Raw genomic sequence first — 23,867 nt, 5'->3', positions numbered from 1 at the left:
TCAGCAGCGATGAACTCACGGGAAATGGCGGAACTGATCGAGCGATGCTTGGCTGCCACATCCGGCCGCCGTTTCCGTTCACCGATTTCGCCGACTTTGTCCTACGGCCGCCATCGCGGCCCGGTGCCAAGTCGATCGCGAGTTGCAGCAGTCGCGGTGGCGCTGTACCGCGACCAAAATGATGGTTGGACGATTCCGTTGACACTTCGGCCGATGACGCTGTCCCATCATGGCGGACAGATTTCGTTGCCGGGTGGGCAAGTCGATCCCGGCGAGTCGATTCGCGAAGCTGCGATTCGCGAATTCGACGAAGAACTTGGCGTGTTGCCAAACGTGCAGGCGTTTTGTGGCCAATTGGCCAGCCAATACGTCTATGCCAGTGGCAACGTCGTACATCCAGTGGTGATGGTGATCGATCCGCCCCGTGGCGTTTGGAAACCGGATCCGATCGAGGTCGAACACGTGATCTCTCTGCCGCTTAGGGTTCTGGTTGACCCCAAATACCGCGCTGCGATCGTCAAAACTCGCCCGATCCAACGTGTCGATGCGGCGTCCGACGAATCCGTTGACGCCGGTTCGATGCGGTTTCGCGCCGGCGCGATTCGGTACGACGGGCACGAGATTTGGGGGGCGACGGGAATGATTTTGGATCAATTGGCCCATTTATTGCTCCCCTATGTAAATCAGTTCGATTGACTGCCACGGCGGATCGCCGACCGGGGCGGTCATTGAGTCTGGGGAATTGCTCGCAATCCCCAGCGATGTATAAATTGAACTCACACGAGACCGAATACTCCTCCATTCCGTTTACGAAGGAATTTCCTATGGCTTCCGACGCCGTCAAAGAGTTCACCGACGACAACTTCGACACCGAAGTTCTAAAATCGGATACGCCCGTCTTGGTCGACTTTTGGGCTCCCTGGTGTGGCCCATGCCGTCAGATCGCTCCGATGATCGACGAATTGGCCAACGAAAATCCTGGCGTAAAGATTGGTAAGATCAACATCGACGACAATCCGGGAATCGCCCAGAAGTTCGGCATCAGCAGCATTCCAACGCTGTTGGTGTTCCGCAACGGCGAAATTTCCGAAAGCTTTGTCGGCGTCCGCCCGAAGAGCGCCCTGCAAGAAGCCCTGACCGGCGCATCGGCCTAGTCGGAACGGATCACCCTACCTAGCCCTGCGATTCCGTTCGCAGAGTGTACGGTGTTTCTTCTCATTCAACGTGAACTGCTTTGCAGTTCACGGCCCGCGAGCGGCGTCGCGGTTCCAAATCGGGTTGCCCGATTTGTGGTTGTGGTTGAGTGACCAACCATTACATTCGGGCGTATGAACACAACGACCCGAGTGCTGCCGACGATCCGCCAATTGCCACCCAATTTGGTCAACCAGATAGCGGCGGGCGAAGTCATCGAACGGCCCGCATCGGTCGTCAAAGAACTGGTCGAAAACAGCATCGACGCCGGTTCCCACCGTATCGAAGTCACGATTGCCGGCGGTGGTACCGAGTTGATTCGGATCAGCGATGATGGTTGCGGAATGACCGCTGATCAATTGCCGCTAGCCGTTGCATCTCACGCGACCAGCAAACTTCCCGACGACGATTCCCTGTTCAGCGTCCGCACTCTCGGGTTTCGCGGCGAAGCACTGGCGTCGATCGGCAGCGTTTCGCATATGACCATCCGCAGTCGCACCGAGGGCGACGATTGTGGCAGCGAAGTGACCGTTCGCGGCGGCGTGATCGAATCACCGGCGCCATGTGGATGCCCGGTCGGTACCGTGATCGAGATCAAGAATCTGTTTTTCAACACTCCGGTGCGGCATCGGTTCCTGAAGACCGCCGGCACCGAGCGCGGACACATCGTCGAAGCGTTCACGCGGTTGGCGCTTGCCAACCCGCAAGTCCATTTCGTGCTGATCAACAACGACAAGATCGTTTACGATCTGCCCGTTTCGACGCGCTGGTCCGACCGGATCGGTGCGTTTTTTGGTGACGAGATCGCCAGCGTGCTGATTCCGATCCGCGACGACGACGATCCCGTGCGGATCAGCGGTTACGTTTGCGATCCGTCGGTCAGCCGCGGCAACAATCGGATGCAATATTTGTTCCTGAACGGGCGACACATTCGCGACCGGTCATTGCAGCACGCACTCGGCGAAGCCTACCGTGGATTGTTGATGGTTGGCCGGTTCCCCGTTTGCTTTTTGCGGATGGACATGCCGCCGGAATTGATCGACGTGAACGTTCACCCGACCAAGCTGGAAGTCCGCTTCACCGACGGCGGCAAAGTGTACGCCCGATTGCTTCAAACGCTACGTCACCAGTTTTTGCGCACCGATATGACTCACCGCGTCGGCCCGGGACCGGCTCATGGTGACGACACGGTGTCTCCCACCGTGGCTCCGGTGCAACCGATTGCCGGCTCCCCAGCCCTGTCCGAGCAACTGCAACGGCAATCCGTCATCGACTGGGCCCGTACTGGCATACAAAAGCCCATCGCCACCACACAGACTCTGCCGCCCGCCGGCATCCCCGCGTTCCAACCGTATCCCGGCGGTAGTTCAATCCCTGCATCCGGCAACGATATTGCGCCGTGGGAAGTTGCGTCGAATGAATCGGGTGATTCGGCCGCGTCCTCGGATGTCACCGATTCGGATCGCCCAGCATCGCCGTCGGTGTGCTACCTCGGCTTTCAAGTTCACAACCGTTACTTGGTCACCCAAGACGAAGCCGGGATGGTTGTGATCGATCAACACGCGTTGCACGAACGCGTGTTGTACGAGCGTGTGTGTGCAAAGGTGCTAGGCGAAGGCAAATCGTTGGAGGCTCAGCGGTTGCTGGTCCCCGAGCCGGTATCGCTGACTCCGGCCGAACGGACCGCCGCGCTCGACGCGAAAGAAACGTTGGCGAAGGTCGGGTTAGAGATCGATGACTTCGGCGGCGAAACGATCGTGATCCAGTCCTACCCGGCGATGCTGAAGAACGGCTCGCCGGCGGATATGCTGCGAGTCGTATTGGAGGCGTTGATGTCGGCGGGCAAGCAACCCGACGCAAAGGATCTTCTCAATCACTTGTTATCGACGATCGCGTGCAAAGCGGCGGTCAAGGCCGGTGACCCGCTGGCGTCGGAAGAGATCATCAGTTTGTTGGAACAAAAAGACCTCTATCAAGACACCCATCATTGTCCTCACGGGCGTCCGACCGCGTTATTCTTTAGCCGCGACGAACTGGATCGCATGTTCGGCCGATTAGGACCTCGCGGACGTGCTTAGGGTTTCACTTTGATTGAGTTCGATATTTCGCCGGACTGACGCCGCACTGTGACTTGAACTGGCGATAGAACGTCGACAGGTCGTTGAAGCCACACTCGAACGCAATCGATACGATCGGAAGCTCGGTTTCACTCAAACGGCTACGCGCGTGCTGGATCGCGAGTCGTCGCACGTACGTCAGCCACGTTTCGCCCGTCAGCTTTTGAAAGGCATCGGTGAACGATCGGCGCGACATGCCCAGAGACAATGCAACTTCATCGATGGTCGTATCTTCGAAGAAGCGTGTCGGCAGTGTCTCGATATAGCGACCGACATCCTGTAACAGATCGCCGGCATTCTTATCGCGCCGTGGCGAGCTTTCAGGTCGACTTGCCGTCAATTGGATCAACTTCATCGCATCGGCTACCATCGCGATCGGCCGATCGGGAGACGTATTGTCTTGCGAGTGAACCATTCGCCGCAGCAACGTGGCAACCCGACTTGCAAAGTGTCCGTCGCCGTGGATCACGCGAGTGTGGATTCGGTCGATGATGGTGGTGTCGAACTTCAAATGGCTTCGTGCAACGCAAGCCACATACAAGCTGGATGCAGATCCGGGTGCATCGACGATTCGATTTCGCACTCCCGGTGCGACCACGACGACGTCGCCCGTTGCGAACAAATCATCGCGATTTCCGAGGTGAAACGTTCCTCCGCCGCGCAGCACGTAGACGACTTTGATGAACGGGTGCGTTCGCCAATCCATCGTGAATTCGGGACCGTGATGAGACTCGATCACCAGCACGCCCCAGCGCGGCAAGCGTTCGGCAACCGCGCGGTCGTTCAATCGTTCGTTCATACAGATGGCCAATTGCCCGATTTGCAAATTCAAACATTGGCCGATTTTCCAAGATTCGGCAGCCGTTGTCTAGTATTCCTAGTAATCTACCGCAGCTCAAATTTCCGGTTCAACCGTAGCCGGAGTCGTCAGACTTCGATTTTCCTGGGCATGCCCGATGTCGTCTGGCGACTCCGGCTACGATTGGACTTGCATCATTATCAGAAAGAACCGATGAGCGTTTATCCTCGCGTCGCTAGTTTCAAATCGTTTCAAGCCTTCACTGATTACTTGAAAGAGATCGGCGTCGATCTGCCTTGCGACGAATCGGTTGCATCGGGCGACGAGTCACCGCTTGGCCGATCGATGGATGTCGACGGCGTCAACGTGGGCAATCGATTTTGCATTTTGCCGATGGAAGGCTGGGATGGCACCAACGACGGCGCACCGACGGATTTGACGGTTCGTCGATGGCGGAATTTTGGCATCAGCGGCGCCAAGTGGATCTGGGGTGGCGAAGCGGTTGCGGTGCGGCACGACGGACGAGCCAACCCGAATCAGTTGCTGATGACGGAAGCGAATCTTTCGGCGATCGAAGGTTTGCGCAACGAGTTGATGTCGGCGCACGAAGAACGTTTTGGTCGAACCGATGATCTGTACGTCGGTCTGCAGTTGACGCACTCGGGTCGTTGGGCCAAGCCGAATGAGAAAGCAACGGCCGAACCTCGAACGGCACAACGCAACCCGGCACTTGACCCACGCGTGAAAGTGACGGACGACTCGGCCATCATCAGCGACGATGATTTGCGACGGTTGATTGACGATTTCATTGCGGCGGCGGTTCGAGCGGAAAAGGCGGGTTATCGCTTCGTCGATGTCAAACACTGTCACGGGTATCTGGGTCACGAGTTGCTCAGCGGTGTCGATCGCAAGGGCGACTTTGGCGGCAGCTTCGAAAACCGCACACGATTCGTCCGTGACATTGTTGCGGGCATCAACGCGGCCGCTCCGTCGCTGAAAATTGGCGTGCGGCTGAGTATCTATGACTTCATGCCTCATCACCCAGGCGAAGACCGCGTCGGCGAACCAGTGCCGGGCGCCGATCCGCGATTGGTGTGGGGTGCCGATCCCAGCGGAATGGGAATCGATCTGGATGAACCATCGAAGTTTTTATCGCTGTTGGAATCCATCGGCGTGAAGATGGTCTGCACTACCGCGGGCAGCCCGTACTCGACGCCGCATATTCAGCGTCCGGCGTACTTCCCGCCCAGCGACGGGTACTTGCCGCCCGAAGACCCGTTGGTGGGCGTGGCTCGACAATTGCGAGCCACCGCCGAACTGCGACGTTCGCATCCGGGCATGACGTTCGTGGGTTCGGGGTACACGTATCTGCAGGACTGGTTGCCTAACGTCGCTCAAGCGGTTGTACGGGCCGGCTGGGTCGATTCGATCGGGTTGGGACGGATGGTGTTGTCATACCCGGAATTGCCGGCCGACGTGATCGCGGGCGTCAAACAGCAGCGAAAGAAGGTCTGTCGCACGTTCAGCGAATGCACGACCGCGCCCCGTAACGGAATGATCAGCGGATGTTTCCCGCTGGATCCGTTCTACAAGGCGATGCCAGAACGCAAGTTGGTGCAGGCGTTGACGTAGGAGTTACTGAGCCAACATAGAAATGCCCGGGACGGACAGCGTTTTAATACTCGTGGTTTAATCCAATTCGATTTTCGGGTTGGCATATCGGAGGGCTCGCGCCCGGCCGCTGAATTTGTTAGCGAAACGACGCAAGCCGTCCGGTATCAATCTAATTAACAATGGGACCAGACCACTAATTTGCTTTGCACCGAGGCCGCTGATAGCAACCAACACATCCGCTTTCTAGCGAGTTGCTAATCGTTCCATCGTGCGCCCAATTTGGAATCAATTGGGTGGCGTTTCTTAAATTGCGTTGTTAACCAACCAAGCGTTTGCGGCGAAAAAGCACTGCGGTGCATATCCCGCATCCCAACGCAAATACAGATGGTTCGGGCACGGCGACAGCGAAAAGGCTCCCGCCACCGACGGTAAACCCACTTCCAAACCCGTTGTCAAAACGTGCTGTCGTAATAGAGAAACGCGGATCGACGCCAGAGTTCAATTCATCAACAAAGGTGCCATGAACATCATTCCTATCAAAGCCAGCCGTTCCGCCTATGAAATCAACGGATAACTCACTGTAGTAATTCTCTGAATCAAGTTGGAACATTTCGCTTGGCAGTCTGGCGCGCATTAGACCTATTCGGTCCCCGAAAAAGCTTATAAAGTTTGAGGACCCTAAGGTCAGAGTGCTAAATTCGATTACGCTAGATCCGCTTAGAGTAGCGGAAGTGATGAAATCACCGAAAAACGACTGTTCAGCTGGAATAACGCTTGGCAAGCGAGACGTATCGACGGTGATGGTCAGTGAATATGGATCGCCCAATTCAACGTCAGGCAAAGAGCCTCCCCCCCTAACTACGGTTCCGTTTGTCACGACAGTGACAATCGCCGCGTCGATTCGAGTTGTTGACAGAGCGAAAAAAAGGGTGGCAAGAAGGATGAAGATTCGTGACATACCGCTAGCTTCCATCGACGAAGAAAATTGTTTCTGCAAAGCGACTACAGAAACGACTAGGGTAACTACACAAGATCGGAAAAGCTACGGCGGTTAAGCAGCGGACGAACACAAAGCACACCCTGCGAGCGGAGTCACAGGGCCACGAAGGGTGATCCCAAAACGGGCAACCCTGCGTGGACCCGCGACTCCGCTCGCGGAAAGTTGGCTGCGAAGCAGCCGACGGGAACACAAAAGTACAACCTGCGATCGGAGTCACAGGGCCACGTAGGGTTGCCCGTTCGAGTCCGCGAATACGTTCAGGCGTGGCTACTGGCGGCAGTGCATGGATTCCGCCATAATTTGTTGCCTTTCCCAGACCCCCATTTCCTCGGAAACGCAACCCATGTCGGAAGACAAAATCGGACCGCTCGGTGTCACCTTTGACGATGTCCTGTTGCTGCCCCGGTACAGCGAAGTGGTGCCCAGCGAAGTCGACGTCAGCAGCTATCTAACCGAGCGGATCAAGCTGAAGATCCCATTGATCTCGTCGCCCATGGACACGGTCACCGAAGCTGACATGGCGATCGCTTTGGCGAAAGAGGGCGGTCTAGGGGTTATTCACAAGAATCTGACGACAGACGACCAAGTCGAAGAAGTCACCAAGGTCAAGCGTTCGGCCAACGGGATTATTTTCGAGCCGCTGACACTTTCGCCCGAGGTCCCTGTTCGCCGCGCCGCCGAGCTGATGGACACCGCAAACGTGTCTGGCATCCCGATTGTGCACGATGACCAGACTTTGGTGGGGATTCTGACCCGCCGCGACCTTCGCTTCCTAGAAGACCCAAACCTCCCAATCAGCGAAGTCATGACTCGTGATAATTTGGTGACGGCAGTGGGGAATGTAACGCTTGAGGAAGCTGAGAAGATTTTAACGGGAAAAAGGGTCGAGAAACTTCTGCTGGTTGACGAAGATAGAAAACTAACGGGACTTATTACGATCCGCGACATCGACATGATGAAGCGGTTCCCACGTGCTTGCAAAGATCCGCAGGGTCGCTTGCGAGTCGGTGCGGCGATTGGCGTCGGCGACTTCGAACGGGCTGAGAAGCTGATTCGGCAAGGCGTCGACGTGCTGACCGTCGATTCGGCTCACGGGCACAGCAAGAACGTGATCGATACCGTTCGAGAGATTAAGAATCAGAGAAACTGGGACATCGACGTCATCGCGGGAAACATCGCGACGGCGGAGGGTGCCGAAGCCCTGCTTGACGCAGGTGCGGACGCGATCAAGGTCGGAATCGGCCCCGGATCGATCTGTACCACGCGAGTGATCAGCGGCGTCGGCGTGCCACAGATTTCGGCGATTCTGAATGCAATGAAGGTAGCAGAGAAACGAGGAAAGCCAGTCATCGCCGACGGAGGGATTCGGTTCAGCGGTGACATTACCAAAGCGATCGCGGCCGGCGCGAGCACGGTGATGATCGGCAGCCTGTTCGCAGGCCTGACCGAAAGTCCCGGCAAAATGATTTTGTACCAAGGTCGAACGTTCAAGTCGTACCGAGGGATGGGATCGATGGGCGCGATGGTGAAGGGAAGCAGTGATCGGTATCGGCAAAAAGGCACTGAGGCGGGCAAATTGGTCCCCGAAGGTGTCGAAGGCCGCGTACCGTTCAAAGGTCCGCTCAGTGACTACGTTTACCAATTGGTAGGCGGGTTGCGAGCGGGCATGGGATACATCGGAACACGGACGATCCAAGAACTGAGAACGGATGCACGTTTCATCCGCGTCTCGGCAGCGACGGTTAGGGAGAACCATCCGCATGACATCGCGATCACGCAAGAAGCACCCAACTACAGCCCCGACGTCAACTCGGGCGACGCGAGCTAAGTTCGTAAGGATCGCGCTGGCGATGGCGCTGATGGCGCCGTCGGCTGCGATGGCCCAATCACCTGCGGGATATCCCGGCGGTCTTCGCCCGGTGCCTCGCGAAGGCACGCGGATGATAACGCCCCAACCAACCGTCGGGCGAGCCGCGCCAGCACTTCAGTGGCGACGAAGCCCCAACGTGGCACCGCAACCGGTGGGCCAAGCGGCCGCGCCAATTGCGCCACAGCGCCAAGCGGTCGCGGCACAGCGTCAAGCGGCCACGCCACAAACTCGAGCCGTCGCGTCACAGTCTCAAGTCGTCGCGGCGAACCAACAAGCTGTTGCTCCGGCCAGTGGATTGCAAGTCAGCACCGATGCACCCAGCCTTCGCTCGGTGTCCCAGGCGGCGTGGATGACGCAACCGGCACGGGTCGATGAACTGTTGTCGCTACCGTCAAATTTGCGGATTGCACAAAACCCGTCGACGGCACCAAGCAGCGCTCGGGATTTCTTTGCTGATCCTTTCGGCGATGCTCCCGAGCCGATGTCGATGCCTACTCCATCGCCTTCGTCGGCGTCAGAGTTGACGCCGATTCAAAACACGTCGCCGGCATTCGCCGCACCTCCGTCGATCGCCGACGACCCGATCGACGACGGATTCTTGTTTCCCGAACCCGAAGCGGCACCGGTTCCGACACCGACTCCGGAACCCATGCCACAACCACAAGCGGCGCCGACGTTGCCGAACGAGTCGCGGCCGATGAACGATTTGCGAGATTCGTTCGGCTTCCCGGAAACGGCTGACCCATCGCCGGTCAAACCCGCGCCGCAAGCGGAACCCGCACCGCGCGTCGAAGAGGGGCCATCGTTGCGTGACATGCTTCGCGACAACGCACCGGAAACAGAAGACGACGTTCGTGATTTGCCAGCGCCGAAACGATCGGGAACAGATGACGAGAAGGGCATGTTCGACAATCCGTTTCCGCGGCGCGATGCGGACGACTCCCAAGCCGACTCGCGAGATCGGGATCAATTGAATGACCCTCGCTCGGCAAGTGGCGATCGCAAGTCAAGTCTAGACGACGGCGGCTTTGACGACGACATGAAGACGCCAACGGGGATCACGTGCGGTGATTTCCGTGAACGGATTGCATACCAAACGATTGACAAGATTTCGCTGGACATCAGCCCGCCTTATCGTCCCGATGAAATGGAACAGAAACGATACGAACGCTTGAAAGACGACTTCGACGAAAAGCAATCGATTCGCCAGTGGCGTAACGTTGACGGTGCTCCCCTGGCTTCGGGCCGCCTACGCGACTTGGCTTACGAGAAAGCCGTGATCGAAACTGATTTCGGTACCACCGAAGAGTTGGCGATGAACCGGTTGAGCGAAGCCGACCTGGCCTACATTTCTGACAATTGGGGACTGCCCAAAGAATGCTTGATCGAACAAGTCGCATACACGCCGCGAACGTGGACAGCGATGACGATGACGTGGAAGGCATCCAACCTTTGTCACACGCCGCTTTACTTTGAAGACGTGAACCTGGAACGATACGGCCACACACACGGTCCGGTTTTGGAACCGTTCGTGCAAACGGCTCACTTCTTCGGCAACATCGCGGTGCTGCCGTACAAGATGGGTGTTCACCAGCCCAACGAATGCACGTACTCGCTTGGCTATTATCGACCGGGCAATTGTGCTCCGTGGATAACGCCACCGATTCCGATCAGCCTGCGAGGCGCGCTGTACCAAACGGCCGCCGTCACAGGTGCGTTTTGGTTGCTCCCATAAAAAGATGGGCAACCCGATGTGGACCCGCAACGCCGTTCGCGGGGATCGAACTGCAAAGCAGTTCGGAACCCTGTCGCGGCGTGCCAGCGCCACAGTTACCCCATCACGCGAATGCCTTCCATCAAGATCGTGGTCCCGTTAAGAACCATGTGAACGATCATCGGCGCCGTGATGTTTCCGGTCTGGCGATAGAGATATCCCAGACCGAGCGACAAGAAGAACAGCGGTATCGGCGCGGCGCCTTGGCCCAAGTGCATCATCGCGAATACGAGACTGGATACCACCATCGGCCAATACGATCGCGGCCGCCACTGTTCGCCTTCTTCGGCAATCGGATCGGCGATACGTTCCAGTCCGCCTTGCAAGAGAACGCGGAACAAAAATTCTTCGACGAACGGGGTCACGATCGCGGTGCCAATGAAGATCATCGAGAACTTCAGAGGATCGTTCAGTCCCGCCATCGAATCGAGTACGGGGTGTTCGTAAGTCACCAACTGGGACGCGATCGCGCTGATCAATAACACAGGCGGCAAGATCATCAGCGCCGCCTTTAACCCCAAAATGCCGTCTTCATCGTTCAGCCGCAGCGACAACTTCGATACCGCATCGCGATCACGGAACCGTAACCAAACCAAAGTGATCAACGATGCGACGACACCGGCGGCAAGAGTCACGGTGATCAGATACGCCGCGCCTTCGGGCGACTTTGTGTCGGTGCCACGCGACGCCAAGCCGCTAAGCGTCAACGCGCCGACCGCCAATCCGGCGATCACCTGCATCGAACCCATCATGATCAGCGCGTCGCCGGGATTCCAAAACGGCCGCTCACGAGGTCGCGGCGGCAACATCGCCGACGGCAGCGCCGACAAATCGCTGCGGTAGTTTGCTATCCACTTCGCCCAGCACATCAGACTGTACGCCATCGCCATCAGCAGCGCGAGATTCATAGCCACGAGGGCGGCGGGTGGATCTTCCACAGGCATGGGCGCTGACTTTGGGACGAATTAAGTTTGCGAAGGGGGCTCGCGCATCACTTCGGATGCAGCGACGACGTAGACGTAGCCCGAATAGAGCGTCAGCGCGATCGAAGACCACAGCAAGACTTGTCCGGCCGTCCCCAGCCACGCGATCGCGGGGTAGATCAGCGCCAGCAAGATCGAGATCACGGCGGCACATTGCAGCACCATCTTCCATTTGCCCAATTGGTTGGCCGAGAAGTCACCACCGCTGCCTTCGATGATCGCACGCAAGCTGGTCACCAACAATTCACGAGCCACCACGATCGTGGCCATCCACGATGCAACGCCGGCATCCGCGACTTCGACCAGTGCGATGAACGTGCCGCAGATGATGATCTTGTCAACGAACGGGTCGAAAATCCGGCCCAGCTTGGTGACTTGACCGTATTTGCGAGCCCAGTAGCCGTCCATCCAATCCGTTGAGACCGCGATCGAGAACACGACCAGCGCGGAAACGTAATGCCCCATCGGGATCAAAACCATAACGGCAATGGCTAACCCGAATCGAACCGTCGTCAGTGCGTTGGGGACGTTATAGATCGATCCCGGTTTCGAACTCATCGCAGTGGTCATGGTCATGGAAGGGGTCACAGGGGCCATCGGCGTATGTACGTTGTCCTCGAATCAACAGAGCCCGCCAAGGTGGGGACGTTGCGCCAGGACGTTTCAGGATACCCAACGTGCCCCCAAAGACTTCGCTCGTGGGATGACAGCTGAAAGCACCATAGGACTCAAATACACCCTGCCAACCGAGTCACAGGGACACGTAAGGTGGCTGAATTTGGGGCAACCCGATGTGGACCCGCGACTCCGCTCGCGGGACGTGAACTGCAACGCAGTTCACGAAAGAAACACCGTACACCCTGCCAACGGAGCCGTAAGGACACCTAGCATCTTGTTGAAAAAGGGGGCTGACCCGTTGGAGACGTTGACCCTTTGGAGACGTTGCTGAAACATTATGAATTCGAAACGTCGGAGAGGGTCGGTCCCCTTTTTCAACAGGCTGCTAGGGTTTTCCATTTCTTTCTACAAGGGCGCCGCCACCAGGTCGTACCCGTCCGACGCCACGATTTCACAATCGATCATATCGCCGATTTCAAGCGGGTCGTCCGGATCGACACCCGACACGTAGACGATCCCGTCGATATCGGGGGCTTCACCTCGAGTCCGACCGATCCAAACGCCTTCCTGGTCCGGCAGCGGCGAGTCGATGATGACGGTTTCGACCGTACCGATACGGCTGTTGACCCATTTGAACGCGACTTTTTGCTGGACTTCCATGACGCGGTCGTAGCGAGCTTTGGCGACTTCCGCCGGAACGCGATTGGGCAATTTCGCTGCTGGCGTGTCTTCTTCGATGCTGTACGTGAACACGCCCAGGTGCTCGAACTCTTGCTTGGCCACAAAGTCACAAAGCTGGTCGATGTCATCTTCGGTTTCGCCAGGGAAACCCGTGATCAACGTCGTACGCATGATCAGGTTGGGGATACGCGCTCGCAGTTCGGCCAAGATCGCTTCTTGCGACGAGCGAGTCGTTTTCCGCGACATGCGTTTTAGCATCGTGTCCGAAGCGTGCTGCAGCGGCATGTCGATGTACGGCAGAATCCGCTTCGCATTGGCAAGCACATCGATCAACGCGTCGTCGATGTACATCGGATAAAAGTACATCAGCCGGATCCAGTCGATCGATTCGATCTTGTCTAATTCGGTCAGCAATTCCGTTAGCCGCGGTTCGCCGTACAGGTCTTTGCCGTAGTACGTCGTGTCCTGAGCCACGATGACGACTTCACGCACACCACTGTCGCCCAACCGCTTGGCTTCGTCGATGACTTGTTCGATCGGCTTGCTGTAGTGCTTGCCGCGCATTTTGGGGATCGCACAAAACGTGCAAAGCCGGTCGCAGCCTTCGCTGATTTTCAGATACGCAAAGTGTCGCGGCGTGACGGCGCGGCGAACGGCATCCGACAGCGGCTTGATCGGCGCCGGACGAAACACTTTCTCTTGTTCTTCGACGCCGGATTGCAACCGGTCGATCACCGACACAATCTCGTTGCGGCCGAAGACTCCGATCATCGCGTCGATTTCGGGGCGGTCTTCCAGCAGCTTGCCCTGTTGCCGTTCGGCCAAGCAACCGGTGACGACGACGTTCTTGATCTTGCCTGCTTTCTTCAGCGCCAACATCTCATCAATCGCCCCATAGGATTCCTCGCGAGCCGAATCGATGAAGCCACAGGTGTTGACGACGACGAAATCAGCGGAATCGACAGAGTCGACCATCGCGTAACCGTCTTCGTCCAAACGACCGAGCATCTGTTCGGTGTCGACCAAGTTCTTGGGGCAACCCAGCGAAATCACGGCATATCGGCCACGAACGCCGTCCGTGGAGGCGGCCGGAGCCTTGCCGGGAAGCGTTTGCGAGTCAGTTACGATGGGGAGCTGCATCGAGGGGGGGTGCTTTGAACGTCGGTTTGTTTGGAGGCTGGTGTAGCCCCGAATTAAACCATAGCCGTCAAAAACACGCAAACGACACGCCGATATACGAGCCCGAACCGCCAGCGAGTGCACGCGACGATACTCTCCGGCGATTCGGGCTGGTATTTTATGGCTCTACTTATTCGTGCCCAAACAGCACGCAGATCGCCGATGGGGCCATCACGACCGATTGGTTGTAGGTCAATTCGCCGGTCGAACCGTCCACATTGAACGACGCCAGCGTATGGGAATCCTGACCCGCGGCCAGCAACCAATTGCCGCTGGGGTCCAAATTGATGTTCCGTGGAGTGACCGCGCGAGCGTTTTCAACTTCGATCACCGACAACTGCCCCGTCGACTGGTTGACTCGAAAGACCGTGATGGTGTCGTGGCCTCGGTTGGCCGCAAAGACGAACTGGCCCGACGGGTGGACTCGGATTTCCGAGCCACTTTTGAATTTCTCTTTCGCCAACAATTGCTTCGACACGGTCGGGATGGTTTGCTTGGGAGTCATCGTGCCGGCTTCGGCGTTGTAGTCGAACACGGTGACGCTTAGCGACAATTCGTTCAGAACAAAGATGAACTTTCCGGACGGATGAAACTTCATGTGCCGAGGCCCGCCGCCGGCCGGAACTTTGCCGCTGCCATGAGGCGTGATGGCCGCGTTTTCAACATCCAGTTTGTAGATAACGACTTTATCCAATCCCAAGTCGGGCACGAACGCGAACCGATTGTCGGGCGAAAATCCGACCCAGTGGGCGTGGGAGGCTTCCTGACGATTGGCAACAACGCCGGAACCGCCTTCGTGTTTGATCAGCGCCGTTCGTACTTTCAACGAGCCGTCGGCGTTCAGCGAGAACGCGGCGACACTTCCGCCGCCATACTGCGCGGTCAGCAACGTTTTGCCGGTCGGGTCGACGGCAACGTGAGCGGCTCCGCCATCGCCGATCTCAAGTGAGTTGATCAGGGTCAGGCGATCGCCGTCGACGGTGTAGGCTGCGACGACGGGTTTGCCATCCAGATCGCCGACGGCATAGACGACTTTCTCGCTCGGGTGCATCGCTAAGAAACCGGGCCCCGCCATCTCGGCCGCCAGCGTCGGGTCGGTCAATCGGCCGGTGTGCGTGTTGAGTCGACAGTGGTAGATGCCACGCGACAGATTGGAGTTCCCGGTACCAATCCAAACGTCGATATTCTTTGCGACGTTATCGTCGGCGATAGTTGGTGAGGGCGACATGATCAAGGCCAACAAGAAACAGGTGACAGAGGTGAAACGCATGGCGGTGGGACTCGAAAGGGTCGGATGAACCCCACGATCATCGTCTGGCGCACACCGCGGGGCAACCCGGGCAACTCAATGTGGACCCGCGACTCCGCTCGCGGTAGAAGCACTGTACACCCTGCGAACGGCGTCGCACGGCCACGTCGCAGTGCCACGTAGGGTGACGGCAAAGACGGGGTGGTCCGCTTAGGCTGCTCGTTGGTACACGACGCCGGATTTGTTCCGGCCGGTCTGGTCGATCGCACCTGTCTTGCGTAATACATAGGCGATTTGTTGGGCGTGCCACCTCGGTCGGTCGATCGCGGCAGCCAAATCAGCCGTATTGAACGCCGTAAACGTGTCGGGCAAATCGAGCAGCGACAACAGATCGGACGGCACCTTCAGCTCGATCACGGACTCGATCGATTCCAGTTTGACGTCGGCGACCTTGTAGTCTTTGTGCCAACTGCGGCGTCGCTTCTTTTGGCTCGGCACGCGAACCTCTTCGACATGGATCAACGGCACTTCCATGGTCAGATTCACGTGCGGAAAGACTCGCGTGAAATAAATCATTTCGTCGAACACGTTCAGCACGCTGCCCCGCTTGGGACTCAAGCGCCGCGACTTCACCGGCCCATCCGGTTTCGTCAACTTGACGATCCGCGTGCGGATGACGACCGGCTTGACGACGCGCAGCGTATGCCGCTTCAGCAGGTTGTGGCACTTGTCACGAATCGCCGACAACGACGCGCACTGAACCTCGATCAACTCGTCGCCCGATTCCTGGCACCGCCGCATCGCGTCGATGCGATAGTTGCCCAGGACGACTTCGGTTTGCGAAGGATCGTCGGCGTAACCGAGTTTCAATTGGTGATGAAGTGTCGTTTCCATGTTCGATCCGGCGGGTTGATCGAACATAGTGGCCTAGCCGGCGGTGGCCAACATCAACCTGGCAAGTTCGTCCCGATCGCTTGCGTCAATCATCAGGGCGCGATGATCCAGCACCAACAGTCGTTCGCCCAGCATTCGCGAACGGTCCAGCGGTACCGGTTTGCGACAACGTCGCTCGCTGGTATCCGCCATCGACCGAAACCCAACGCCGATCGGCAAACCCAGTTCTTCCGCAGCCGTGATGACCCGCAACCGCGCCTGCGCCGATTCCACCGTGAACGCCGTCTTGTAAAACGCCGACACATTCCGAACGCCGCTCTCCCAGACCCACCCCGGCAATCGCGGCGTGACCTCATCGCGAAGAAACACGGCCGTCTCACTTCGGCGGCGATTCATTTCGTCCAACCGGTCCAACTGAGGCAGCACGACAGCGGCGGCCAACGGCGAGAGCCCAAACGCGTCACTGGGGCGATCCAGAATCGGCGTCAAACGGGCGGCCGAGCGATCGTCGTTGGCAAACACGACTCCGCCGCTGCCCGATGTGATCAACTTGCTGCCGCCCAGCGACCAAGTTCCGAAGTGCCCGATCGAGCCGGCCGCACGACCGTCGATCATCATTCCCGCCACTTGGCACGCATCCTCGACCAACGTCCACCCGAGTTGTTCGCAGGTGGCTTTCAACGCCACGACATCCGCCGAAACGCCGAACAAATGCGATGCGATCACCGCACGCACGCGCGGCGATGCTGCCGCCGCGGCGCCATCGAAGTCGATGCAGGGCGAATTTGCCGACAAATCGACCAACACCGGACGGGCACCCAGCAATTCGATCGCGCGGACGTTTCCGGGGTAGTCGAACGCCGCCGTGATGACCTCGTCACCGGGGCCGACTCCCGCGGCCCGCAACGCTAATTCGACGGCGGCTGAACCGCTGCACACCAACCGGCTGGCCGAGGCCCCTGTTATTTCGGTCAATCGCGATTGCAGCAATCCACAGGCCGTGGCCCCGTAACGGCCCCAATCGCCCGAAGCGAAGGAATCCGCGGCGGCTCGACCGATCGACGGCCAATCGGGCGGCCAGACGGGAAGTTTTAGCGTCATTTTGGGTGATCTTTTGGGAAAAGTCTCGACCGGGCGTGTCCGCGTTTTCGCGGCCTAGATTGTCCAGCCTGCGTTGTCGGCCCAATGCCTCGTGTTTCGCCGTTGAATCCTAACTCCCTTACAAGTGCTGGGCTTGTGACGATTTTTGGGTATCCATATCATGCCGCATTCCCTTTTCATCGGCTCGAAACGCAAGGCGACTTCGTTTGTCCATGGTTCGCATCATTGATCGGTTCGCATTTGAAGTGCAACTGGTGGCGCAAGACGCCGCTGGCACGGCCGCTGCTGCGCCGGCCGGAGATGGTGGATCGGGCGACTTTCTTTCGCCTTTTCTGCTGCCCGCCGGCTTGCTGTTTTTGTTCTACTTCATCGTGATCGCGCCCGAACGCCGTCGCAAAGCAGATGAAGCGAAATTGATGGCGGCGATCAAGAAAAACGATCGCGTGGTCACCATCGGCGGGATCCACGCGATTGTCGCGGCGGTTTCGGCGGACAGCGACATTATCACGCTAAGAATTGACGAAAATGGGAACACACGCATCAAAGTCAACCGATCCGCGATCTCGCGAATCGTGACGGATAAAGACTCATCCGGCAAAGAAAATCAAACTGACTCAACCAAGGACGACGGCTAGGTGGCGAAGCCCTTTTGATGGCCGGTCGCCCAGCCCACCCCGCACCGATTCCGATACAAGTACACGATGGACTGCTCTTTCATGACCAATCTGGTCTCTGCCGACTCGGCTCTGAACTTTTTTAATCTGGCGCAAACCGACCCCGCGACGGTTGCTGCGGCGGCCGAGCAAATGGCCTCTGACGCGTCAAACACGCTGAACGAAACCGGCATATCATGGGACCAGTACATCGCTGTTGCGGTCGCGCTGGCCGTGATCGTGCTGCCATTCGTGGTCGGCAATTTCTTGGCCAAGTCGCTGAAGATGCCCAGCTACGGCACCCGCTTCGGCTGGATCCTGTTGGCGATTGCCGCCAGCGGCGTGGTTCTCGCCAAATCTCGACCCGGCCTGGGCGTTGACCTCCGTGGGGGCACGATCCTGGTTTACGAAATGGACCCCAGCAAGCTGGGCAAAGGTGGAGATGAAGGCATGGGGCAAGTCACGTCGGAAGACTTGCTTGAACCGCTTTCGCGTCGTATCAACCCGTCGGGTACTCAAGAAATCGTCATTCGCCCTTACGGTGAAAAACAAATCGAAATCATCGTCCCCGAAGTCGATCAGCGCGAAGTCGATCGAATCAAGGGACTGGTTGAAGAAGCAGGTATTTTGCGATTCGCGATTCTGGCCAACCAATCCGACCACTCTCCACAAATCAACCTGGCCATCGAACAAGCGTCGTCGAAAGACCGCGCGGCCCGATTGGATGAGCTGATTCGCGATCCAGGGCTGGAAGACGAATCGGTTGTCGCGTTCTGGGCGAACGTCGACCGTGAAAAAGACAACGGAAGACTGGGTCCATTGCGAGTCGACGTCGGCGATGCGATCGTACGGAATCCCGATACCGGCGAGATTCTGAATCTGCCGCCACAACTGCGAGGTGCCGAATCGATTGCTGCTTTCATCGACCAACAAGGTATGTCGGGCATCGAAGCCCTGATGATTGTCGATCCCTTGATCGATATCACGGGCGAAGACTTGGCGTTCGCCGCCAGCACGTTCGACGAAAAGGGTTCGCCCGCAGTCGCGTTCAACCTGACCGATGCCGGATCGAACCGATTCTTCGTACTGACGACCAACAATGCTCCGATCGGCCAACGGACTCGCAAGTTGGGCATCGTACTCGACGACAACTTGCTTTCCGCCCCCAGCATTCAGTCGCCGATTCGCAAAGAAGGCCGTATCACCGGTCGCTTCACTCGCCAAGAAGTCGAATCGTTGGTGCAAATCTTGAAGGCCGGCCAATTGCCCGCCGCACTGACCAAGAAGCCGATTGCCGAAAATCAAATCGACGCGACGCTCGGTCGTGATACGATCACCAAAGGCGTTTGGGCCATCACCGTTTCATTGTTGATGGTGCTCGTTTTCATCCTGATCTACTACCGCTTCGCTGGCATCATCGCCTGCATCGCGTTGATCATGAACCTGGGAATGATTTTGGCGACGATGGTTTTGATCAACCAACCGCTGACTCTGCCCGGTTTGGCCGGTTTGGTTTTGACCGTCGGTATGTCGGTCGACGCCAACGTGCTGATTTTCGAACGGATCCGCGAAGAACTGAAAAAGGGTGCCGCGTCTCGCATGGCGATTCGTAATGGTTTTGCCAAGGCAACGGTCACCATTGTCGACGCCAACCTGACGACGTTGATCACGGCGATCGTGCTTTACGCGATCGGTACCGACCAAATTCGTGGTTTCGCGGTCACGTTGATCTTGGGTATTTTGTTCTCGATGTTCACCGCGATTTACGTTTCGCGAACCCTGTTTGACCTGGCCGAACGACGTGGCTTCCTGTCGCTCAACATGTCGGACGGCGTCAACTCGCTTCGAGCCGCCGTGTCGGGCGAAAAAGGGTTGGACTTCATGAGCAAGGGCCGCCTGACACTGATGTGTTCGGCCGTCTTGGTTGCATTGGGCGTTGTATCGTTGTTCGCTCGCGGCGAGAGTATCTTTGACATCGACTTCGCCGGCGGTTCGTCGGTCCAGTTTCGGTTGGACAAACCAACCAAGACCGACGCAGTTCGCGATATCGTTCGCCCCGAAATGGTTAAAGTCACCGACAAGGGCACCGAAGCGGTGCCATACACCGTCAACGGTGTCACGATGGATGGCGTCGAAGCACAAACGGTTTACAAGGTCGATTCGTCATTCGACGAAGTGGACAAATTGAAAGCCGCGATCGCGAAAGCGTTTGCCGCAGATCCAAGCGTCAAATTGGTCACCTACAACGTTTCGATCACCCCAACGGGTGCGAAACCGACCGACCAAAGTTACTTCGCACCATCGGATGACAACGGGGTCATGTTGGCAGTGGCACGTGCCCAAGAAGCCACAGACACCGATGGCGTTGCCGAAACAGTCAGTGCTCCCGCTGCGTCCGAGGATATCATCGTCAACAGCAGTGCGATGATCGAATTGGGCGTCGAAGGCGACGCCGAGGGTGGCTTGCTCAATGCGTCGACGCTGAAAGATTCGTTGTTGGCGGCGGCCAAAGAAGTGGGTGTTCCCATGGCGGCGCGGTCGATCGAATTGACTCCGATCGGCGCGGGCAGCGAGGACTGGACTGCCGATTCATCATTGACGTTCCAGAAATGGAAAGTCGACATGCCGATCAAAGCAGCTGATGCTGACAAGATCATGGAGTCGTTCAAGACCTCACTTGATTCGGATCCCGTCTGGATCAGCAGCAGCAGTGTCGGCGCCAGTGTCGCCGGCGACATGATCGGACGCGCATTCGGTGCCCTGTTCGCCAGCCTGTTGTGCATCATCGGATACATCTGGTTCCGATTCCAACGCGTGATTTATGGCTTTGCCGCGGTGGTCGCTTTGATCCACGATGTGTTGATCACATTGGGCGCAATCGCGGTCAGCTACTGGTTGGCCGACGCTTTCGGCTTCCTGCTGATCGACCCCTTTAAGATCAGCTTGACGGTTGTCGCGGCGATCTTGACGATCATCGGTTACTCGCTGAACGATACGATCGTGGTGTTCGACCGCATCCGAGAAACGAAGGGCAAGGCTCCCCGATTGACCAGCGACATGATCAACTCGTCGATCAACCAAACGCTCAGCCGAACGTTGCTAACATCGTTGACGACGTTCATCGTTGTGATTCTGCTTTACGCATTCGGTGGCGACGGCATTCATGCCTTCGCGTTCTCGTTGGTCATCGGCGTCATCGTCGGTACTTACAGTTCGATCTTTATCGCCAGCCCGATCCTGTTGTGGTTGGTCGAACGAGGCGAAAAGAAAGCTGCCACCGCCTAACGGGCAACGCTACGTGGACCCGCGACTTCGCTGGCGGGAAATGAACTGCAAATCAGTTCAAAGAAAGAAACACTCTACACCCCGCGAGCGGAGTCGCGGGGCCACGAAGGGTGGTCGAGATGAAGCCCAAAATTTTTCTGACTCGTGAACTGCCACCCGAGTCGATGGCGATCCTTCGCGAACACTCCGAACTGACTTACAACCACGAAGATCGGTATCTGACCAAGTCGGAAATCATCGCCGGTATCGATGGCGTCGACGGGCTGTTGTGTTTGTTGACCGACACGATCGATGATGAAATCTTGGCCGCCAATCCGAAATTGAAGGTCGTCGCCAACTTCGCCGTCGGCTTTAACAATATCGATGTCACAGCGGCTACACGCCGCAAGATTCCCGTCACCAACACTCCCGGCGTGTTGACCGATACGACCGCCGATATGGCGTGGGCCTTGATGTTAGCGTCGGCCCGACGAGTGGTCGAAGGCGACCAGTTCGTGCGAGCACGAAAGTGGGAAGGCTGGGGGCCGCTTCAGTTTTTGGGAAGCGACGTATCCGGCGCAACCTTGGGATTGATCGGATTCGGGCGCATCGCTCAAGCCGTCGCTCGTCGCGCCCAAGGTTTCGATATGAAGATTTTATACTGGAACCGAACACGATTGTCGGCCGATGCCGAGTCGGCGATGGGCGTCACCTACGCGACGATGGACGAAGTGCTGAAACAGTCCGATTTTGTTTCGGTACACGTCGCACTCAACAGCGAAACACAACACTTGATCGGTGCCCGCGAGCTATCGTTGATGAAACCCACCGCAACGATCATCAACACCGCACGCGGGCCGATCATTGATGAAGCCGCGCTGGTCGACGCATTAAAAGACGGTACGATCGCCTTTGCCGGCTTGGACGTGTACGAGCAAGAACCAAAACTTGAACCCGAGCTGTATGATCTGCCCAACGCCGTCATCGCACCACACCTGGGCAGTGCAACGATCGGCACTCGGACGAAGATGGGAAACATGGCCGCCGAGAACTGTTTGGCTGCCTGTCGAGGCGAAGTCCCACCCAATCTGGTCAATCCGGATGCGTTAGACTAGCGACTCCACCGTACCGGAGTTCGTGATGTCCGAGTTGCTGCCATCGTTCTTTTCGCTGTTGCCGATCATCGTGACCGGGGTCTTTCTGGTTGGTTTGGGATGGTCCGCCGCTCGCGCCATGCCGTTGGCCTACGTGACGGCCGCAGCGGTTGCCTATTTCTATTGGCAAGTCGATTTGAACCAGATCGCCGCCGCGTCGGCCGGTGGCTTGGTGATCACCGCGACGCTGCTGTACATCATTTTCGGCGCGATTCTGCTGCTCAACACGATGCGGCAAAGCGGTGGACTTTCGGTCATTCGCCGCGGGTTCACGGACGTGACGCCTGACCGCCGAGTACAGGTGATCCTGATTGCTTGGTTGTTCGGCTCCTTCATTGAAGGCTCTGCCGGCTTCGGAACTCCCGCCGCCGTGTGCGTTCCGTTGCTGGTCGGACTCGGCTTTCCCGCCAAAGCCGCCGTCGTTTCCGGCATGGTGATCCAGTGCACGCCGGTATCATTCGGCGCCGTCGGTACGCCGATCTTAGTCGGCGTCGCGAAAGGCTTGGACGGCAACCCCAACGTTGTTGACTACGCCCAACGGTTGGGCATGGCGTCGTGGACGGAGTTGCTTCCCATCATCGGTTGGAAAGTCGCTCTGCTGCACGCGATCATCGGAACGCTGATTCCGTTGATTCTGGTCAGTATTCTGACGGGCAATTTTGGTGCGAACCGAAGCTACCGCGAGGGACTGCGATTGTGGAAGTTTTCCCTATTCGCAGCACTGTCGATGACGTTGCCTTACGTTGCGATTGCGATCTTGCTGGGGCCCGAATTTCCGTCGCTGATCGGTTCGCTAGTCGGGCTCGCAATCGTCGTTCCCGCCGCGAAACGCCGATTCTTGTTTCCCGAAGGCGACGTTTGGGACTTTGCCGATTCGTCGACCTGGGACGAATCGTTTCACGGCACTACCGAAATGACTCTCGCTGAACCGCCGGCACACTTGTCACCGTTCAGGGCCTGGCTTCCCTATCTGGTGATTGCCGTGTTGTTGGTCGCCTCGCGACTTCCCTTGCTCGGCCTGGGGACGTGGATGAAGTCATTCGCGATTCCCGCCGACACATCAACGTGGGCAAACTTCCTGGGCAGTTCCGTCAACATTTCTCCGGTGCAACCACTGTACTTGCCCGGAACCGTCTTCATTCTCGCAAGTATCTTTGCTGCCGTCCTGCATGGCATGCATCGGTCGGCAATCCGAACAGCGATCCGTGATTCCGCAAAGATGATCATCCTGGCTTCGGCGGCGCTGGTGTTTACGGTGCCGATGGTGCAAGTCTTCATTCATTCCGGGGGCGGCGCTGCGGGTTTCGCATCGATGCCCGATGAATTGGCGTCCGGGGTTGCGAATCTTAGCGGGACCGCATGGCCGGCCTTCGCCGCACTGGTCGGAGGGTTGGGGGCATTCGTGGCCGGTAGCAACACCATTTCGAACATGATGTTCAGCGGATTCCAGTTCTCGGTGGCCGAACAAATCGGTGCTGATCCGACTTGGGTGGTGGCCCTGCAAGCGGTCGGTGGCGCCGCCGGGAACGTCATATGCGTCCATAACGTCGTCGCTGCGTGTGCCGTGGTGGGGCTGATCGGCCGCGAGGGCGAAGTGATCCGTGTCACGGCGAAGGTGTTTCTATATTACATTGCGTGTGCGGCGGTCTTGGGCCTCGCGATCACCTGACACGGTTGCCTAACACGATCACTTGACGTACCGTCCAAACAACGACACCCTCTC

Annotated in this window: 18 protein-coding genes; 10 read left to right on the top strand and 8 right to left on the bottom strand. The window is 57.7% G+C overall.

Translation table 11 applies throughout. The features are described 5' to 3' along the window. The first annotated feature begins 9 nt into the window (after positions 1-9). The 3 genes from Poly51_RS03475 to mutL all read left to right on the top strand — a co-directional run bounded on the left by Poly51_RS03475 (position 10) and on the right by mutL (position 3,272). Positions 10-696: an NUDIX hydrolase gene (locus tag Poly51_RS03475; protein ID WP_146454246.1), complete on the top strand. Its 687-nt coding sequence runs from the start codon at positions 10-12 to the stop codon at positions 694-696. A gap of 128 nt (positions 697-824) precedes the next feature. Next, positions 825-1,154, top strand: coding sequence for a thioredoxin (trxA, locus tag Poly51_RS03470; RefSeq protein WP_146454244.1), 330 nt, complete (start codon positions 825-827; stop codon positions 1,152-1,154). Positions 1,155-1,328: 174 nt separating this feature from the next. Next, complete coding sequence (gene mutL, locus Poly51_RS03465; protein ID WP_146454242.1) at positions 1,329-3,272, top strand: DNA mismatch repair endonuclease MutL; 1,944 nt, start codon at positions 1,329-1,331, stop codon at positions 3,270-3,272. Between the two features lie 4 nt (positions 3,273-3,276). On the opposite strand, the gene Poly51_RS03460 is transcribed toward mutL, so the two are convergent. After that, on the bottom strand, positions 3,277-4,110 hold the full coding sequence (locus tag Poly51_RS03460; RefSeq protein ID WP_222435779.1) for an AraC family transcriptional regulator: 834 nt from the start codon (positions 4,108-4,110) through the stop codon (positions 3,277-3,279). A gap of 213 nt (positions 4,111-4,323) precedes the next feature. On the opposite strand from Poly51_RS03460, the gene Poly51_RS03455 reads away from it, so the two are divergent. Continuing rightward, complete coding sequence (locus Poly51_RS03455; RefSeq protein ID WP_146454238.1) at positions 4,324-5,742, top strand: oxidoreductase; 1,419 nt, start codon at positions 4,324-4,326, stop codon at positions 5,740-5,742. Positions 5,743-6,040: 298 nt separating this feature from the next. On the opposite strand, the gene Poly51_RS03450 is transcribed toward Poly51_RS03455, so the two are convergent. After that, positions 6,041-6,682, bottom strand: coding sequence for a hypothetical protein (locus tag Poly51_RS03450; protein WP_146454236.1), 642 nt, complete (start codon positions 6,680-6,682; stop codon positions 6,041-6,043). Positions 6,683-7,067: 385 nt separating this feature from the next. Between Poly51_RS03450 and guaB the strand changes: the two genes are divergently transcribed. Together guaB and Poly51_RS03440 are read left to right on the top strand one after the other, a co-directional pair. Next, positions 7,068-8,552 (top strand): IMP dehydrogenase, encoded by a 1,485-nt coding sequence (gene guaB, locus Poly51_RS03445; RefSeq protein WP_146454234.1) that lies wholly within the window; start codon positions 7,068-7,070, stop codon positions 8,550-8,552. Next, positions 8,485-10,329 carry a hypothetical protein gene (locus Poly51_RS03440; protein ID WP_146454232.1) on the top strand — a complete coding sequence of 615 codons (1,845 nt, stop codon included), beginning with the start codon at positions 8,485-8,487 and terminating at the stop codon, positions 10,327-10,329. Before guaB ends, Poly51_RS03440 begins: the two co-directional genes overlap by 68 nt. A gap of 95 nt (positions 10,330-10,424) precedes the next feature. Here the strand turns inward: Poly51_RS03440 and Poly51_RS03435 are convergent, their stop codons facing one another. The 6 genes from Poly51_RS03435 to Poly51_RS03410 all read right to left on the bottom strand — a co-directional run bounded on the left by Poly51_RS03435 (position 10,425) and on the right by Poly51_RS03410 (position 17,073). Further along, on the bottom strand, positions 10,425-11,276 hold the full coding sequence (locus Poly51_RS03435; protein WP_246114285.1) for a CPBP family intramembrane glutamic endopeptidase: 852 nt from the start codon (positions 11,274-11,276) through the stop codon (positions 10,425-10,427). A gap of 57 nt (positions 11,277-11,333) precedes the next feature. Then, entirely contained in the window at positions 11,334-11,927 is a 594-nt protein-coding gene (pgsA, locus tag Poly51_RS03430) for a CDP-diacylglycerol--glycerol-3-phosphate 3-phosphatidyltransferase (protein WP_246114235.1), read from the bottom strand. Between the two features lie 447 nt (positions 11,928-12,374). Then, positions 12,375-13,790, bottom strand: coding sequence for a 30S ribosomal protein S12 methylthiotransferase RimO (gene rimO / locus Poly51_RS03425; protein WP_146454228.1), 1,416 nt, complete (start codon positions 13,788-13,790; stop codon positions 12,375-12,377). 169 nt (positions 13,791-13,959) lie between these two features. Then, a complete protein-coding gene (locus tag Poly51_RS03420) occupies positions 13,960-15,099 on the bottom strand; it encodes a lactonase family protein (RefSeq protein ID WP_146454226.1) in 1,140 nt (379 codons plus the stop codon). A 189-nt stretch (positions 15,100-15,288) separates the two neighbouring features. Then, positions 15,289-15,999, bottom strand: coding sequence for a hypothetical protein (locus Poly51_RS03415; RefSeq protein ID WP_246114234.1), 711 nt, complete (start codon positions 15,997-15,999; stop codon positions 15,289-15,291). A gap of 6 nt (positions 16,000-16,005) precedes the next feature. Next, positions 16,006-17,073 (bottom strand): DegT/DnrJ/EryC1/StrS family aminotransferase, encoded by a 1,068-nt coding sequence (locus Poly51_RS03410; RefSeq protein ID WP_146454224.1) that lies wholly within the window; start codon positions 17,071-17,073, stop codon positions 16,006-16,008. A 212-nt stretch (positions 17,074-17,285) separates the two neighbouring features. On the opposite strand from Poly51_RS03410, the gene yajC reads away from it, so the two are divergent. The 4 genes from yajC (at position 17,286) to Poly51_RS03390 (ending at position 23,813) form a co-directional block, all read left to right on the top strand. Then, positions 17,286-17,708 carry a preprotein translocase subunit YajC gene (gene yajC / locus Poly51_RS03405; protein ID WP_146454222.1) on the top strand — a complete coding sequence of 141 codons (423 nt, stop codon included), beginning with the start codon at positions 17,286-17,288 and terminating at the stop codon, positions 17,706-17,708. Between the two features lie 66 nt (positions 17,709-17,774). Beyond that, positions 17,775-21,011 (top strand): protein translocase subunit SecD, encoded by a 3,237-nt coding sequence (gene secD / locus Poly51_RS03400; RefSeq protein WP_246114233.1) that lies wholly within the window; start codon positions 17,775-17,777, stop codon positions 21,009-21,011. A 119-nt stretch (positions 21,012-21,130) separates the two neighbouring features. Beyond that, positions 21,131-22,105, top strand: coding sequence for a 2-hydroxyacid dehydrogenase (locus Poly51_RS03395; RefSeq protein WP_146454220.1), 975 nt, complete (start codon positions 21,131-21,133; stop codon positions 22,103-22,105). Between the two features lie 25 nt (positions 22,106-22,130). Beyond that, positions 22,131-23,813, top strand: a complete 1,683-nt coding sequence (locus Poly51_RS03390; protein WP_146454217.1) for an L-lactate permease — start codon at positions 22,131-22,133, stop codon at positions 23,811-23,813. Positions 23,814-23,867 lie beyond the last annotated feature (54 nt).

The sequence above is a fragment of the Rubripirellula tenax genome (assembly GCF_007860125.1).
Classification (GTDB): Bacteria; Planctomycetota; Planctomycetia; order Pirellulales; family Pirellulaceae; genus Rubripirellula; species Rubripirellula tenax.
The sequence above is the reverse complement of the archived record's forward strand: the minus strand, read 5'-3'. Positions and strand labels throughout refer to the sequence as shown.